Source organism: Amycolatopsis plumensis (genome assembly GCF_042652605.1).
In the GTDB taxonomy this organism is placed as follows: domain Bacteria; phylum Actinomycetota; class Actinomycetes; order Mycobacteriales; family Pseudonocardiaceae; genus Amycolatopsis; species Amycolatopsis plumensis.
The window spans coordinates 4,751,744-4,765,829 of sequence record NZ_JBHSJY010000001.1 but is presented as its reverse complement, the minus strand read 5'-3'; the positions used below and the strand labels follow the sequence as shown (position 1 = coordinate 4,765,829).

At 69.4% G+C, this 14,086-nt stretch carries 16 protein-coding genes, 2 tRNA genes and 2 pseudogenes; 6 read left to right on the top strand and 14 right to left on the bottom strand.

Going from position 1 to position 14,086, the window contains the following annotated elements; translation table 11 throughout:
* Positions 1–10 precede the first annotated feature (10 nt).
* A complete protein-coding gene (locus tag ACFPLC_RS23055) occupies positions 11–1,126 on the bottom strand; it encodes a TIGR03364 family FAD-dependent oxidoreductase (protein ID WP_378196028.1) in 1,116 nt (371 codons plus the stop codon).
* Between the two features lie 151 nt (positions 1,127–1,277).
* On the opposite strand from ACFPLC_RS23055, the gene ACFPLC_RS23050 reads away from it, so the two are divergent.
* Positions 1,278–2,045, top strand: a complete 768-nt coding sequence (locus tag ACFPLC_RS23050) for a GntR family transcriptional regulator (protein WP_378196031.1) — start codon at positions 1,278–1,280, stop codon at positions 2,043–2,045.
* Entirely contained in the window at positions 2,042–2,710 is a 669-nt protein-coding gene (locus tag ACFPLC_RS23045; RefSeq protein WP_378196034.1) for a phosphonatase-like hydrolase, read from the top strand. The genes ACFPLC_RS23050 and ACFPLC_RS23045 overlap by 4 nt, the downstream gene beginning before the upstream one ends.
* A gap of 188 nt (positions 2,711–2,898) precedes the next feature.
* Here the strand turns inward: ACFPLC_RS23045 and ACFPLC_RS23040 are convergent, their stop codons facing one another.
* Together ACFPLC_RS23040 and ACFPLC_RS23035 are read right to left on the bottom strand one after the other, a co-directional pair.
* Positions 2,899–3,183 (bottom strand): hypothetical protein, encoded by a 285-nt coding sequence (locus ACFPLC_RS23040; RefSeq protein WP_378196037.1) that lies wholly within the window; start codon positions 3,181–3,183, stop codon positions 2,899–2,901.
* A gap of 71 nt (positions 3,184–3,254) precedes the next feature.
* Positions 3,255–3,992, bottom strand: a complete 738-nt coding sequence (locus tag ACFPLC_RS23035; protein WP_378235906.1) for an N-6 DNA methylase — start codon at positions 3,990–3,992, stop codon at positions 3,255–3,257.
* Positions 3,993–4,221: 229 nt separating this feature from the next.
* Between ACFPLC_RS23035 and ACFPLC_RS23030 the strand changes: the two genes are divergently transcribed.
* Both ACFPLC_RS23030 and ACFPLC_RS23025 read left to right on the top strand, forming a co-directional pair.
* Positions 4,222–4,944, top strand: a complete 723-nt coding sequence (locus ACFPLC_RS23030) for a hypothetical protein (RefSeq protein WP_378235905.1) — start codon at positions 4,222–4,224, stop codon at positions 4,942–4,944.
* Positions 4,941–5,267: a hypothetical protein gene (locus ACFPLC_RS23025; RefSeq protein ID WP_378235904.1), complete on the top strand. Its 327-nt coding sequence runs from the start codon at positions 4,941–4,943 to the stop codon at positions 5,265–5,267. Before ACFPLC_RS23030 ends, ACFPLC_RS23025 begins: the two co-directional genes overlap by 4 nt.
* A 4-nt stretch (positions 5,268–5,271) precedes the next feature.
* Here the strand turns inward: ACFPLC_RS23025 and ACFPLC_RS23020 are convergent, their stop codons facing one another.
* The 5 genes and pseudogenes from ACFPLC_RS23020 to ACFPLC_RS23000 form a co-directional block, all read right to left on the bottom strand.
* Positions 5,272–5,667: a hypothetical protein gene (locus ACFPLC_RS23020; RefSeq protein WP_378235903.1), complete on the bottom strand. Its 396-nt coding sequence runs from the start codon at positions 5,665–5,667 to the stop codon at positions 5,272–5,274.
* Between the two features lie 41 nt (positions 5,668–5,708).
* Complete coding sequence (locus ACFPLC_RS23015) at positions 5,709–5,942, bottom strand: hypothetical protein (RefSeq protein ID WP_378196048.1); 234 nt, start codon at positions 5,940–5,942, stop codon at positions 5,709–5,711.
* A gap of 455 nt (positions 5,943–6,397) precedes the next feature.
* The gene (locus ACFPLC_RS23010; RefSeq protein ID WP_378196051.1) at positions 6,398–6,844 is read right to left on the bottom strand and encodes a hypothetical protein; all 447 of its coding nucleotides are present in this window, start codon (positions 6,842–6,844) and stop codon (positions 6,398–6,400) included.
* Positions 6,801–8,702, bottom strand: a complete 1,902-nt coding sequence (locus ACFPLC_RS23005) for a hypothetical protein (RefSeq protein WP_378235902.1) — start codon at positions 8,700–8,702, stop codon at positions 6,801–6,803. The genes ACFPLC_RS23010 and ACFPLC_RS23005 overlap by 44 nt, the downstream gene beginning before the upstream one ends.
* Before the next feature lie 51 nt (positions 8,703–8,753).
* Positions 8,754–9,152, bottom strand: a pseudogene (locus ACFPLC_RS23000) (ATP-binding protein); the annotation flags it as partial.
* Positions 9,153–9,216: 64 nt separating this feature from the next.
* On the opposite strand from ACFPLC_RS23000, the pseudogene ACFPLC_RS22995 reads away from it, so the two are divergent.
* Positions 9,217–9,333, top strand: a pseudogene (locus ACFPLC_RS22995) (hypothetical protein); the annotation flags it as partial.
* A 72-nt stretch (positions 9,334–9,405) separates the two neighbouring features.
* Here the strand turns inward: ACFPLC_RS22995 and ACFPLC_RS22990 are convergent.
* The 4 genes from ACFPLC_RS22990 to ACFPLC_RS22975 form a co-directional block, all read right to left on the bottom strand.
* A complete protein-coding gene (locus tag ACFPLC_RS22990) occupies positions 9,406–10,053 on the bottom strand; it encodes a hypothetical protein (protein ID WP_378196056.1) in 648 nt (215 codons plus the stop codon).
* Between the two features lie 156 nt (positions 10,054–10,209).
* A tRNA-Glu gene (locus ACFPLC_RS22985) sits at positions 10,210–10,282 on the bottom strand.
* Positions 10,283–10,383: 101 nt separating this feature from the next.
* Positions 10,384–10,455 (bottom strand) — tRNA-Gln (locus ACFPLC_RS22980).
* Between the two features lie 49 nt (positions 10,456–10,504).
* Positions 10,505–11,239: an HAD family hydrolase gene (locus ACFPLC_RS22975; RefSeq protein WP_378196464.1), complete on the bottom strand. Its 735-nt coding sequence runs from the start codon at positions 11,237–11,239 to the stop codon at positions 10,505–10,507.
* Between the two features lie 510 nt (positions 11,240–11,749).
* Between ACFPLC_RS22975 and ACFPLC_RS22970 the strand changes: the two genes are divergently transcribed.
* Complete coding sequence (locus ACFPLC_RS22970) at positions 11,750–12,988, top strand: FAD-dependent oxidoreductase (RefSeq protein ID WP_378196058.1); 1,239 nt, start codon at positions 11,750–11,752, stop codon at positions 12,986–12,988.
* 81 nt (positions 12,989–13,069) lie between these two features.
* Here ACFPLC_RS22970 and ACFPLC_RS22965 read toward each other — a convergent pair whose 3' ends face one another.
* Entirely contained in the window at positions 13,070–13,534 is a 465-nt protein-coding gene (locus ACFPLC_RS22965) for an SRPBCC family protein (RefSeq protein ID WP_378196061.1), read from the bottom strand.
* Entirely contained in the window at positions 13,531–14,022 is a 492-nt protein-coding gene (locus ACFPLC_RS22960) for an RNA polymerase sigma factor (protein ID WP_378196064.1), read from the bottom strand. Before ACFPLC_RS22960 ends, ACFPLC_RS22965 begins: the two co-directional genes overlap by 4 nt.
* Positions 14,023–14,086: the final 64 nt, after the last annotated feature.

Sequence of the window (14,086 nt, the reverse complement as noted above, 5' to 3'; positions counted from 1 at the left end):
TGTCCTTCGATCAGATGAGGAGGTCGTCGAGCACGTGCGGGGCCAGCCCGAACGCGGTGGTCATGCCGATGCCCGAGGTCACGGAAACGACCCGGACGCCGTCGTGGGGTGCGGCGATGAGGTAGGGGCCGGGTGCGGAGGCGTAGACGCCGCGCCACCGCTGCCGGACGGTCAGGGCGGGCACCCCGAGGAGCCGGGCGGTCTCAGCGAGCACGGCCTCGTCCAGCCGTTCGTCGTCGAAGGGGTCGAGCGTGCGGTCGTAGTGGTGCGTGTCGCCGATGGTCAGCTCCCCGCTCGGCGCTTGGGTCAGCATCAGGTTCAACCCGATGTCGATCAGCTCGGGGTTTTCGGTGGTGAGGCGTTCGCGCACGGCGGCCAGCGACGGGCATGCGGCGAACCCGTCGTAACGCAGCATGGAGTGACCGGTGAGGACCGCGGGATCGATGGTGCCGCCGTGCGGGTCGGCCACGCGGAGCATCCGCAGCGCGCAGCGGCGTACGCCGAAGTCCTCGGCGACGTCCGGGAAGTGCCGGTCGACGTCGTGCCCGACGGCGACGACGATCTTCCCCGCCCGGATCCCGCCCCGGCTCGTGCGCGCCAGGCCGGGCTCGATCGTGTGGACGTTGGTGCCCCAGTGGAACCGGACTCCGTGTGCGGCCAGCCACGCCGCGATCGCACCGATCGCGGTGCGTGGGTCGACCCGGATATCCAGTGGCAGCAACGCACCGCCGGTCACGCCGGGACCGACGGGCACGCGCTCGGTGACGGCGGCCGCGTCGAGCAGCTCGACCTGGCCGTCGCGCAGGGCGGCGAACTCCGACAGAACGGCTTGCTCGGCGCCGTCGCGGGCGACGACGACCGTGCCGCGGTCTCGCAGCCAGAACCCGGCTTCCTTGGCCAGCCGCAGCCACGTCTCGCGCGCTTCGAGCGCGTACTCGAGCGCGACGCCGTCCTGGGCGGTGATGCAGCCGTGGCCGAAATTGCGCACCGAGGCGCCCGTGGCGCGGTCGTCCCGCTCCACCACCGCGACCGTCAGTCCGCGGTCGACGGCCGCGACAGCGTGGGCGAGCCCCACGATCCCCGCGCCGACGACGACCACTTCGACCGAGTCCAGCCAACTTGTCATGACAAGCACGATGCGAGATGGTGGATAACTCTGTCAACGCCGAGCGAATTCTCGCCGCATCTGTTCATTTTGCGTCCACCCAACGGATGTTCCGCGTACGTATCCGTCCATTGTGGTGCCATGCGACACGGCAACATGTATGGTTAAGTTTGTGAGCGAGTCATTGCACGAACGCATTGCCGCCGATGTCCGGCGGCGGATCGCCGGCGGCGAACTGGCCGTCGGCGCCCCGGTACCCTCGGAATCGCAGCTGTGCGCCACCTGGGATGCCTCGCGCGGCCCGGTGCGGCAGGCACTGGCGACGTTGCGGGCGGAGGGGCTGATCGGCGGCGGCCGGGGCAAGCCCCCGGTGGTGCGCCGACAACTGCTCAGCCAGCCGTTCGACACGTTCCTGTCGTTCTCCCGCTGGGTCGAGGGCATCGGGCGCACCCCTGGGCAGCGGACCCTGGAGGTCGCCCGCCGTCCTGCGACCGCCGAGGTCGCCGACCCGCTGCACATCGACGAGGGCACCCCCGTCGTGCAGGTGCTGCGGCTGCGGCTGATCGACGACGGGCCGACCATGGTCGAGCGCTCGACGTTCACCGAGTCCGCCGGCCGCCTGCTGTTCGACTTCGACTGCGACTCCGGCTCGATCTACGCCTACCTGGCTTCGCGGGGTGTCGACATCACCGTCGGCCACCACAAGATCGACGCCGTCGCCGCCGACGCCACCGACAGCGAACTGCTCGGCGTGCCCGTCGGGGCACCCCTGCTGCGGGAGCGGCGCCTGGCCGCCAAGGCCGACGGCGAGGAGGTCGAGTACTCCGACGACCGCTACCGCGCCGACATGATCAGTTTCACCATCGAGAATTCCCAGCAGGCGGCCCGGCCCGCCCTCGTGCGCAGCTGGCGTCCGGAAGACAAGGAATCAGCGTCGTGATCGAGCTCGTCGTCCTGGACATCGCCGGGACCACCGTCGAGGAGCACCAGGCCGTCTACGTGGCGCTGGCGGAGGCAGCCCGCGCGGCCGGCGGGGACCCGACACCGGCGGAGATCCGCCGGTGGATGGGTGCGGACAAGCGAGAAGCGCTGGCGGGCCTGCTGGACCGAGACCCCGCGAGCGTGGAGGACGCCCTGGCCGACTTCCGGTCCCGCCTCGCCGCCAAGTACGCCGAGACGCCGCCGACGCTGATGCCTGGAGTCGGCGAAGCGCTGGGGAAGCTGCGCGCGAACGGCGTCAAGGTCGCGCTGACCACCGGCTTCGACCGCACTACCACCGACTCGGTGCTCGCGCTGGCCGGCGTGGACGAGTCCATCGTCGACGCGGTGGTGACTGTGGACGACGTGCGTGCGGGCCGCCCGGCCCCGTACATGATCTTCAAGGCGATGGAACTGACCGGCGTCCAATCGGTCGAGGCCGTGGCCACTGTCGGAGACACGGTCCTCGACCTGGAGGCGGGCACCAACGCAGGCGCCGCGATCGTCGCCGCCGTCCTCTCCGGCGGCGGCGACGCGGCGAGCCTCGGAGCCGTCCGCCACACTCACCTACTGCCGAGCGTCGCCGAGCTGCCCGCAGTCATCGCATCGGAGTATTCAACCCTCTGACCCAGACTCCCGCCGCGGACCGACGACGGTCCCGGCCGCGGCGACGACGGCGATGAGAGCGAGGATTTGGCCGCGAGGACGGAGGCCCGGTGCCGCGTCGCTATCAGCGTGGCGCGAAGCAAGGACGTCTCAACGATCATCTTCGAGCCCAGTAATCCTGAGGGCCTCAAAGTATCCGCAAGTGCTGGTCAATCCGCCTTACGCGGACGGCCGCCGCCGGCACCTTGACCTGGCCGAGCCGCTGCCCACCGATCGATCTCACTCCGGCGTGCCGGAGACCAGCCGGGTGTCCGGCCGATGATCACGTCCGGTTCCGGGAACGGGTGCGAGTCCGCGTACCGGGAACGCCAGTTCGCCACGGCTCGGTGGCTGACGTTGAACCAGGTGCCGATCTCGACCATGTCGGCGTAGCGGAGGGTCTTGCCGACCGGGGCGGCCGGGCCGTCCGTGATCTGCCGCTCGACGTGCTCCACGCCGGGAAGTTAGCAGGGAAGAGCAGGTCGTCGCGGCATTCGGCCTCGCGGCGCGTCGGCCTGGGCTGCGGTCAGAGGCTCTTGAGGAAGTCGAGCACCTTGATCCCGTTGTTCAGGCTGTCCACTTCTTCGAGGAACCGGGCTCGGCGGGCACGCGCCTCGTCTGACCAATGCGGGTGCACGAGGATGTCGCCGACGTAGAGGTAGACCCGCGGGCCGAGGCCCCAGATCAGACCGTTGACGGCGGCCGCCGCGATCGCGAGATCGTCGACGTCGGCCCCGAACCACGACATGTCGGCCGGGTCCAGGCCGCGGCTTCGGATGAGGCACACGGCGGCCCGGAAGAGGCCGCCCGTACCGACGGCGTCGTCGCAGAACGATCGGCCGGGTTCGAGGTCGTCGAGCGCGACCGCGGCCAGCGCGCACGCGATGTCGCCTGGGGTGTACATCTGCGCGTTGACTTTCGTCGCCGTCCTGGACCGCAGTGCGCCGAGAAGGGCACCGAACACGTCGCAGTCGAAGCGACGCTCGGTGGTGGTCACCTCGAGCAGACCGGCGCGCAAGGCGGCATCGGCGGTCGCCTTGATCTGCCTCACCGATGCCCCATCAGCGTCGGCGAACAGCCACCCGAGCAGCGGATACACCGACATCGCCACGTCCGGGCGACGACTGAAGGTCACAGCCCACACACTGCGGGCGATGTCGATGAAGCTTTCCGGCGACGCAGACTTCATCCCCGCTGCCACGTCGGCAGTCCGGTCCACCAGCAGCCCGGCGGCCGCGATGGTCGCCGGAACTCCCAATGGCACCTCTGGCCGATCGGCGCCGCCACCCCGGTGCCAGGCGGTGGCAATTTCGACAGCGAGGGTCAGGGCATGGGCCTCGGCGTTGATCCGGTTACCCCTTGACGCCTTACCGGAACCGTGCTTGCGCCGGGCCATCTTGATTCCCCTCGATCATTGTTGACTTAGTACTCGAAGTTTGCTTACCGTAAACCACGAGAACTAAGTACACAAGGTTGAGGGGAGCCCCAAGCCGATGGCCGTCCCCCAATCGCCGAGCTGGTCGCCCCCATCACCACGGCAGCTGCCTGCCCTGCGAGAGCACCTGGCCGACTACCTCCTGACTCCGCCCGCTCGCCTGTTCACGGCAGAGTCGCTGCGCCGCCAACGTGGGACGCTGCGTCCCGTGGTGAGGCCGGACCTCGGTGCGCGGCTCCTGCTCGAAGACGAGCACCAGCGGCTCAGCCGGGCGCAGCTGTTCTACGTCACCGCCGACATCACCCGCCTGGTCCGCCAAGCCGCGCCGAGCCTGAAAAACCACTGGGACACCCAGCCGCAGGACATCCCCGCCCCGACCGGGTTCATGCTGTTCGCCGAACCACTGGCCGACTACGTCCGCGAGGACGGCAAGCGCATCGACGTCGTTGCCGTGTCGTGGGGCGGCACCGAGTTGTTCACCTCGGACACCGGCGGTCTCTGGGTCACTTTCTGGAGCGCTACCGACTTCGCGCCGGTCAAGCGGCTGGCCCGGTCGCTGGGAGCGAGCGCCGCCGAGGCCGAGCTGACAGCCCACCAGCAGAACGCGAACTCACCTGGGACAACGAGATCTACATGCCGTGGGGTGCAACGTCGGCCGCGCTGGCACCGCACCCGGACGGCCGGGCGATCCGGCCAGATCAGCTCGTCGCCGCCGAGACGGCGATCGGGTGGATGCAGACCGTCCACGCCGGCTGGATTTTCTGTACTCCGAACACGTTGACCGAGACCGCCGAAGTGCACCTCCCCCGGACTCAGCGTGTCCGCGCCGAGCGGGCGGGCTACAGCGCGGCACCGGTCAGGGTGGTCTCGGTGAGCCGCAAGACCTCGTCGCGATCAGCTCACCGCGGCGAGCCCTCGGGACGGACGGTGAGTGTCCGGTTCCCGGTCGCGCCGTTCATCCGTCGCCAGGCCTACGGCCCGGGACGGACGCTGCGCCGGTTGACGCCGGTTGCAGGGCACTGGCGTGGGCCGGTCGACGCGCCGGTCCGCATCACCAAGAAGGTGAATCTGGTCGACACGCCACCGAACCGCACCAGTGAGTAAGCCGTCAGCTCCTCGGATGCACCGGCAGCCAGGTGCCGTCGATGCGCAGGTCCGAGCGGGCGGCTTCGACGAACGCGGTGATCGCGTGATCCAGCCGGCGGCGGCCGGCTTCGTCGTCGGACCGAAGCCGCTCGTCGACGTTGCCACCGAACCCCGGCCGGCTGGATGCCTGGATGGTCCGCGCGGTTTCGGCTACAACTCGGGCTGCGGTCAGCAGCCGCTCCAGCGACGCGTTGATCTCCTCGCCGCAGAAGAACGCGACCTGCATGGTCACGTCCTCAAGGCAGTCGAGCACCGGCGAGGGATCGACGGCGTCTCGTCTCCGCCAAACCGGCAGCCGGCAAAGCCGATACGCCGCGGCGTAGATTGCGGGAAACAACTGGCCTTTGCGTTGGAGCACGACGCAGCGGTCGGCCCCGTCGTCAAGACCCGCATCCACGGTCAAGGGAGGTCGTAGCCGAGGTTGTTCGCGACGTCGTCGACGAATTCCTTCCCCGCGACGCCCGGGTCGTTGTCCTGGACGTCCCAGGCAGCGTCGTCGATTGCATCGCCGCCATCGGTGAGCGCGGTCGCGACGATGTCGACCAGTTCGCGGGCGTGCGGGGTGTCCAGGTCGAATCGCTGAGCCGCGGACGCCGCGGCCTGGTCGAGTTCGTCGTCGGAGTACTCGTACATGGCTCCTCCGGTGGCAGGGGTCGCGTTCGGACACACGAGTCACGTCCTGATCGCACCGGGCTGATTCACTGTGAGTACAAGCCGGACTTCAGCGCCTCGCCAGGCGTTCCGATCGGTGGCCGCGGCCGGGCGGTAGTGCCACCTCGGGTGGTTCGAGCACGCAAGTGAGCGCCGGCAGTGGCACGTCTCCGTCTGCCACCAGCCGGTGTGCAGGATCCGCAGCCGCACGTCCCGAGGCCCGGGGACCGGACGGACATCGACTGCGGCTTGGACACGGCCGATGACTTCGGCAATCGTCGAACCGTGAACCAGGAGATGGCCGTGAGCTTCCATGTGGTCGGCGACCCACTCGACGGCCGCGATTTCCGGAGTCTGGTCGGCGTGCCGCATTGTCCATCACCACCGGATCGTTCGGGTTCTCGCCGGAGACACGTGTCGGCCGTAACCGGGCAGATTCAGTCGCTGTCGAGCGCTTCGACCTCTATCCGCCGTTCGAGCGTCAGGGTGGTCATCCAGGTGTCGAAGTCCTGCAGCACGGCGAGCTGTATACCGCGGGCAGGCTGGACGCGGGCGTGCTGCCCGGTGACCAGCTCGAAGTTAAGCCCGCCTTCGGAGGCTTGAGCTACCGCGACGTGCAGGGCGCGCCGTCGAACGATCGAGAGGTCGAACGCGGGAAGGTCGTCCTCGAGGCCGGCGGAAGCCATGATCGGGCGGATCCAGATCACCGCGGGTTCGTCGCGGTCCCGGCGAGCGTGCCGGGCCAGGGCCGCTCGGAACACCTCCTGCTTGCCATCGGTCACCACGAGTTCGGCGCCCGGCAGCTCGTCACCGGCGGCCTCGTGGTGGCCGGTGAGCAGCTCAGTCAATCCGTTCCAGAGCTGGTCGGCGGTCAGGTTGCTCATACGGTGACGACCTCCTCGATCGGCTTCCCGGCGATGGTGGTGACGCCCTTGTCCTGCAGCAACGTCCGGATCTCGTCGCGCTGTGCCGGGTTGCTGCAGAGGATGCGGCTCGGGCCTTCAAATCCGAGCAAGTCGATGCCGTCGCTGTCCCGAGGTTTCCGGCGTAGGCCGTGGCGTAGGTCTTGGCGGCCTCGGCACGACGGGCCAGCGCACCTTTGGCGGCCCCGGCCTTGGCGGTGAGCGCCGTCTGCGCGCGGTGGGCTGCCTGCGGCCACGAAACCGGCGCCCCCACGGTGTACTTGAGCGCCTGCCCTCCGGCATGCCCACCAGCACGCCCGGCGGTGTACAGACGCTCCTTGAGCCGCCCGACCGGCGCGAAGGTCTCCGCGAACGCCGACGTCCCGGCCTTGACCGTCCGGGCCAGGCGATCCGGGCCAGCGGGGACGACCGGCGTCGGCAGCGCCTTCGGGGCGTGGCGCGGCCTGCCGAGCCGTTGCAGTCGGGAGCTGACCTGGCCGCGGACTCGCTGGAGGTTCGCGGCGAGGCGTTTGCGGAAGAGGAAGCCGGAGAAGACGACGAGATCGATGACGGCGAACCGGACCAGCTGCGGGCCGAGGTCGGCCAGCATGAGGGTGCGCAGCAGGACGGTCATGACGGCGAGGAAGACCATGCCGGCCAGCAGCCGGGCGATGGTGGCGGCGATCGAGCTGACCCGGTAGGCGAGCTGGTGCTGCATCGAGGGCACCAGCGCGGCGACCAGGGCGAGCGCGAGCAGCAGTCCCTCGAACAGCAGCAGGTACGGAGCGAGAACCTGGATGGCGTTCAGGCAGATCACCAGGATCGCGAACAGGAGCATCGCGATCGCGTACAGCCAGGCTCCGAGGGTGCGGTCGCCGTCGGCGACCTCGTTGTACTTGCCGTAGTCGCCGGGGCAGCCGTCGAGTTCGCGGGCCTTGGTGCTGTCGTCCTTGCCGGACCACGGACCGTCGTCGAGGATGCGCTTGACCGAGTACTGGCAGGCACCGGCGATGCCCTTGACCCGGTTGATCGGCGTGCCGTAGTTGAGCGTCTCCCAGGGCGTGACCAGCAGGTTGTCGATGAACGCCTGGCCGATCGGTGCGGCCGGGTTCCCGGTGCCGCCGGGCTCGTGGCCCATGACGACGCTGGAGACGTCGGCAGCGAGGTCGCGAGACAGGGACAGCACGCCGTCGTCGCCGACGAGGACGTCGACGGGGTGGGTGAGGATCGCGACGGCGAGGACGTTGACCGCGATGGTGGACGCGGTTTCCCGCCAGGCCCGGGTAGTCAGGCCGCGCGCGAACAGCAGCCCGAGGTAGCAGGTGGCAACGAGCATCGCGATCTCGCGGAGCTTCAGGTCGCCGATGACCGAGGTCTGCCAGATGCCTTCGAGGTCGTGGGCCGGCGCTTTGATCCAGTCGAAGACCTGCGTGGAGGCGGCCCATTCGGTGAACCAGACCGAGAACCCGACCGCATACTTGCCGACGGCGAAGCCGATGTTGGCCAGCCACAGCCACATCGTCGGCATCGGGTTGTCGAGCAAGCCGGGCAGGTTGGCGAAGAGATCGTAGTTGTGCAGATCGCGGCCGTAGCCGTCGTCGATGCTGAAGATCCCACCGAGGTGGACGTGATGACCAGGGTCGTCCTGCAACGCCAGTGGCGGCGCGTCCGGATCCGGCTGCGGCGGCGGCTGGTCACCAGCCACCCACAGGCACGTCGGATATGGCTCACACGGATTCCGTTGCGTCTGGCCGTGTGCGGCTTGTGGCGTGACGAGTCCGATGAGGACGGTGACGGAGACGATCGCGAGTCCACGGGTTACGCACGACCTCAGCCTCATCACGTCCTCCTGCCCTGTGTCTCTGTGAGACAGGGATCAGAAGGCTGGTCTTCAATGCGCCCGATGGCCTCGGGATACGTCAGGTGTGGTCAGGACGGCGTCCGGCAGCGTGCGGTACGGCTGGGTCATGACCTTGACCTTGCCGATCCGTCCACTGTGGTCCCGCACCAGAAACTCCCCCGCTCGAGCACGCCGCTCCTCCTCGCCACCAGCCGGGTTGAGCGGCGAGAGGTCCTTGGTGACGACCTCGTGGTAACGAGCGTCGGCCGGGTCGACGCCGAGCCAGGCCAGACCGCTGCGGGCGAGCCCGTCATCGCGGTGGCGGCCGAGGAACCGCACCGCGATCAAGCCGCGCAGGACGTCGTCGCCGAGGTCTTTCGGTGCGTGGGAGCCGAAGGCGGCGTCGGCGCCGTGTTTGCGGCCGTCGCGGACGAACTCCAGGGCGATTTGCTGGCCTTCGGGGCATCAGGTCCCGGGTCCGGCGCCGGTTGGCGGCGCGGGCGTCCGAAGCGCTGTGTACAACATCCTCTGCAACCCGAAGTACACCGGCTACCAGGTCTTCAACCGGCGCGCGACGACGTCGAAGCGCGGCCGGGTCAACGAGCCGTGCAAGTGGGTCTGGTCCCCGAATCCCGTGCACGAGCCCTTGGTCCCGAAGTGGCTGTTCGACGAGATCAACGGCGACCGCACCAAGGGCTGCGGGTCACGCGACGGGGACACGCTGAACAGCCATCCCAAGGCCGAGCGGAAGTACATCCTCCGTGGGCGGGTAATTCACAGCTGCGGGCGACGAATGCTCGGTGACATGAAGCACAAGAAGGTCGTCTACTACCTCTGCTGGCCGGGCAAGAACAATCAGGGCAAGGCCGATCTTCACCCCGGTCTGCCGACGTCGATCCGGGTGCGCGAAGACGAACTCCTGGAAGCCATTTGCCGGTTCTACGCCGACCGGCTCTTCGGCACCGAAAGGCGAGCGATCCTCGAACAGGACCTCGGTGGCGTCGATGACACCGCCGGCCGGGAGCGGGAGGCCGAGCGGACACGTCAGCAGAAGCTCCTGGCCACCATCGCGCGCCAGCAGGACTCGATCATGAAGCAGGCCCGCGAAGGGGACCCGGACGACCCGTTCACCGGTGCACTCCGCCAGAGCTACAACGACCTTGAGAGGCAGAAGGAAGCCTCGTTGGCCGCCATTGCCCAACTCGACAAAGCCGACCAGTCCACTGCGCCGAAGACAGCCGACCTCGGCCGGATCGAGGCGCTCCCCTACCTCGCGGTGAACATGGCGAAGGCGCCCCGCGAGCTGCTGCACGAGCTCTTCGAGATCACTCAGCTCAGCGTCAACGTCCACGGACGCGGCGACGAGGTGACGATCACCGTTAGACTCCCGGTGGATCAGCTGCCCAAGGCGGCGGAAGCCGCAGAGAGGATCTCCGACGCAATGACTGCTACTCAACCAAAAAGCTCGGCTGACCTGGGTCAGCCGAGCTTGGGTGGTAGCTGTTTGTACCCCCGATGGGATTCGAACCCACGCTACCGGCGTGAGAGGCCGGCGTCCTAGGCCGCTAGACGACGGGGGCTTAGGATCTTCCCTGGTTTCCCAGGGGCTTTTCTGTTTTTCTTGCTGGAGAGAACCTACCAGAAGCGATTTCCCGCTTCGCAGGGGGGTCACTCTCCGCAGCTGGGGTACCAGGACTCGAACCTAGACTAACTGGACCAGAACCAGTCGTGCTGCCAATTACACCATACCCCAGTGAGGTACCGCTCCGGCTGGCCGGTTCAGCACCGCACGAGGAGAAATACTAGAGCACACTGTTCCGGACCGTGAACGCGGGGGTGCCACTGCCCCGCTGGGCCGGGACGCCGATCGTCGCGTACTCCGAAACCAGCAGCTCAGGCAGCTCGGCGAGGCCGGCCACCGTGTGGACGCCCTCCGGGGCGCGGGCGCCGATGCGGTCGCGGTCGAGCCAGACCGCGCCCAGCCCCGCGTCGCGGGCCCCGATCGCGTCCGTGTCCAGTTTGTCCCCCACATGAATCGCCTGGGTCGGCGCGCAGCCCAGCCCCAGGCACACCGTGTGGAACATCACCGGGTCGGGCTTGGCGACCCCGAGCTCGCCGGCGATGGCGACGTGGTCGAAGAACGGCGCCAGGCCGAGGTCGGCGATTTTCTTCCGCTGGTGGACACCCGAGGCGTTCGTCACCGCCGCCAGCATCAGGCCGGCCGCGCGCAGCCACTCCAGGCAGTCGAGGACGTCGTCGAACAGCTGCCACGAGTGGTCGAGCAGCTCCCGGCGGCGCCGCTCGAACGAGCTCACCTGCTCGGCGTCGGCGCAGATGCCGATTTCGGCGAGGAAGCAGTCGGTGCGCCGCTGGTGCATCGTCGCGTAGTCGAGTTCACCGGCGACGACGAGCGCGACGTGCTCTTCGGTGATCAGGTCCCACAGCGGCCACAGGTCGCCCCGGCCGGTGAGGATGTGGAGGCTCCGGCGGATCGCGGCGGTGCAGTCGATGAGGGTGTCGTCGATGTCCAGGCACACCAGCCGGAGCTCGGGCGGCGCCCAGGGCTCGGACGCCGCCGCGGCGGGCGGGGCGGTTCGCGAAGGGGTCCGGGGTGCCAGGGCGAAATCCACCCAGTGAGGCTAGGGCAACCGCCGCGTTCGCGACGCTGCCAAAGAGGTGATAGCCGCTCGCCTGTTCCGGCGCACCGGCTCTACTCCCAGTTGGCGCACCGTCCCCGTTCGGTTATCCGCCACGAGCGCCGCCGGCGCCCGCTCCGGCGGAACAGCAATCGATTCCTCGCCGAAAGCCGTTCTCCCGCAAGGAAAGCCGCTCCGTCCACAAGAGCACTTCCGCATATCGCCGCCCGAGCGGCGCGACGCCGGAACACCGCCGACCAACTGTCGCGTTTGGACGGTTTCTGATCACCGGAGCGAGAGCGCGCGCCCGTCGCCCGATCAGCGTATCCCCGGTCAAAGCCCTTGACCCCGAGGGCGGGCGGGTGCATCCTCGAGTTATTCAACAAGCGATGAATAAGGGAGATGGTCGAGATGACCGAGCGCACCACCTGCGTCGTCATCGGTGGCGGGCCGGCCGGGATGGTCACGGGACTGTTGCTGGCCCGGGCCGGCGTCGAGGTGACGGTGCTGGAGAAGCACGCCGATTTCCTGCGCGACTTCCGCGGGGACACGGTCCACCCGTCGACGCTGACGCTGCTCGACGAGCTGGGTCTCGGCGAGAAGTTCGACGCGCTGCCGCACAGCGAGCTGACCGCGGCCGGCTTCCCCCAGGAGAACGGCGAGCTGATGAAGCTGGCCGACTTCACCCGGCTCAAGGTGGCGCACCCCTACATCGCGATGGTGCCGCAGTGGGACTTCCTCGACCTGCTCGCCGAAAGCGCGCGCAAGGAGCCGACGTTCGTCCAGCGGATGGAGACCGAGTGCACCGGCCTGGTCCGCGAGCACGGCCGGGTCGACGGCATCACCTACCGCACGAGCGCCGGTGAGACCGGCGAAATCCGCGCCGACCTGGTCATCGCCGCCGACGGCCGCTGGTCACTGGCCCGCCGCGAGGCCGGCCTGGTGCCGCGGGAGTACGACTGCCCGTTCGACGTCTGGTGGTTCCGGCTCTCCCGCGGCGACGGCGAAGCGGGCAACATGCTGCTGCCGAAGATGCGCGACCGCCGTTTCGCGGTGCCGCTCCCCCGGCCGGACTTCTACCAGGTCGCCTACCTCGCGCCGAAGGGCGAGGACCTGCGCAAGCAGGGCATCGAGGCGTTCCGGGAGAATGTGACACAGATCTGCCCCGAGTTCCACGACCGGGTGCACGAACTGGCGACGATGGACGACGTCAAGTTCCTCGACGTGCGGCTCAACCTGCTGCGCCGGTGGCACGTCGACGGGCTGCTGTGCCTCGGCGACGCGGCGCACGCAATGTCGCCGATCGGTGGCGTGGGCATCAACCTGGCGGTGCAGGACGCGGTCGCGGCGGCGACGCTGCTGGCCGAGCCGCTGCGCCGGGGCCGTCCGACGGAGGCCGAGCTGGCGAAGGTGCGTGCGCGGCGCCTCGCGCCGACGCTGCTGGTGCAGGGGCTGCAGCGCCTGATGCACCGGACGGTGGTGCGCGGCGTGATGAACGGCAAGCGCAACGGCCCGCCGGCGCCGATGGTCAAGGCGTTCGCCCGGTTCCCGAAGCTGTCGTACTTCCCGGCACGCCTGCTGGGCCTGGGCCTGCGACCCGAGCACGCCCCGGCCTTCGCGCGGCGGGCGATGGAGCCGGTGCAGCGCTGAGCAACCGCCGAAAGCCACCCGCCGCGGGTTAGCTCGTCTTGAATGACTCATTCAAGACCTCCGACGCCAGGAATGAGTCATTCAAGACACCGGGGACGCCCGCTCTCGCAGCCGCTCGAGCAGTCCCCGGCCCACCGGCCGTCCCACGCGGCGCAGCAGCGGGGCGGCCGCACGGGTGCCCGGGCCGCGCAGCCCACCGAGGAACGCGAACCGCGTGCCGCTGCCCTCCGGCACCGCCGCCATCCCGCCGACCACCCGCCTGCCCTGCATGACGCACCACCCCGGGCGCAGCACCACATCGAACCGGTCGCGCAGCCGGAAATACCCCGTGATGTCGGCGACGACGTGCTCCCCCTCTCCCACGACCCGCACGGACCGCACGTTCCGCAGCAGCCGCGGCAGCTCGCCCTCCAGGTCCGCGGCCACCGCCCAGACGTCCTCGAACGGCGCGTCCACCACCGTCTCGGCGAAGAACGCGCCCGGCAGCGCCGCCGCCAGCACGCCGAGGCGGCGGACCGCGTCCAGTTCGGCGACCGGCCAGCTCATCGGCTCCACTCCTTCCGAAAACTCCGCCGCGCGCGGAACAGGCGCGACTTCACCGTGCCCGCCGGCACCGCGAGCAGCTCGGCCACGGCCTGCTCGTCCAGCCCTTCGACGTCCCGCAGGACGAGGATCGCCCGATGCTCCGGCGCGAGCCGGTCGAGCACGTCGCGGATGTCGACGCCGAGCTCGACGTCGACGGCCGCCGGGACGTCGGCCAGTTCGGCGGGTACTGCCCGCCGGGCGCGCCGGGCGACGCGGACCGCCTCCCGGACCGCGATCGCGCGGGCCCAGCCGAACACCGCGGCCGGTTCGGCGAGGCCGCGCAGGTTGCGGAAGATCGCGATCAGCGCCTCCTGGGTGGCGTCGGCGCCGTCGTCGAGCGCGATGGGGCCGCACAGCCTGCCGACGTACGGCGTGAGCAGGCCCAGCAGCTCCTGCATCGCGAGCGCGTCGCCGCGTTGGGCGGCGCGCACGAGCTCCGTCGGGTCCATGCGCCTCCTCGTCCTCCGCCCGGGTGGAGGCGGCCACCCGACGAAAGGTTCCCAGGAACTTCGT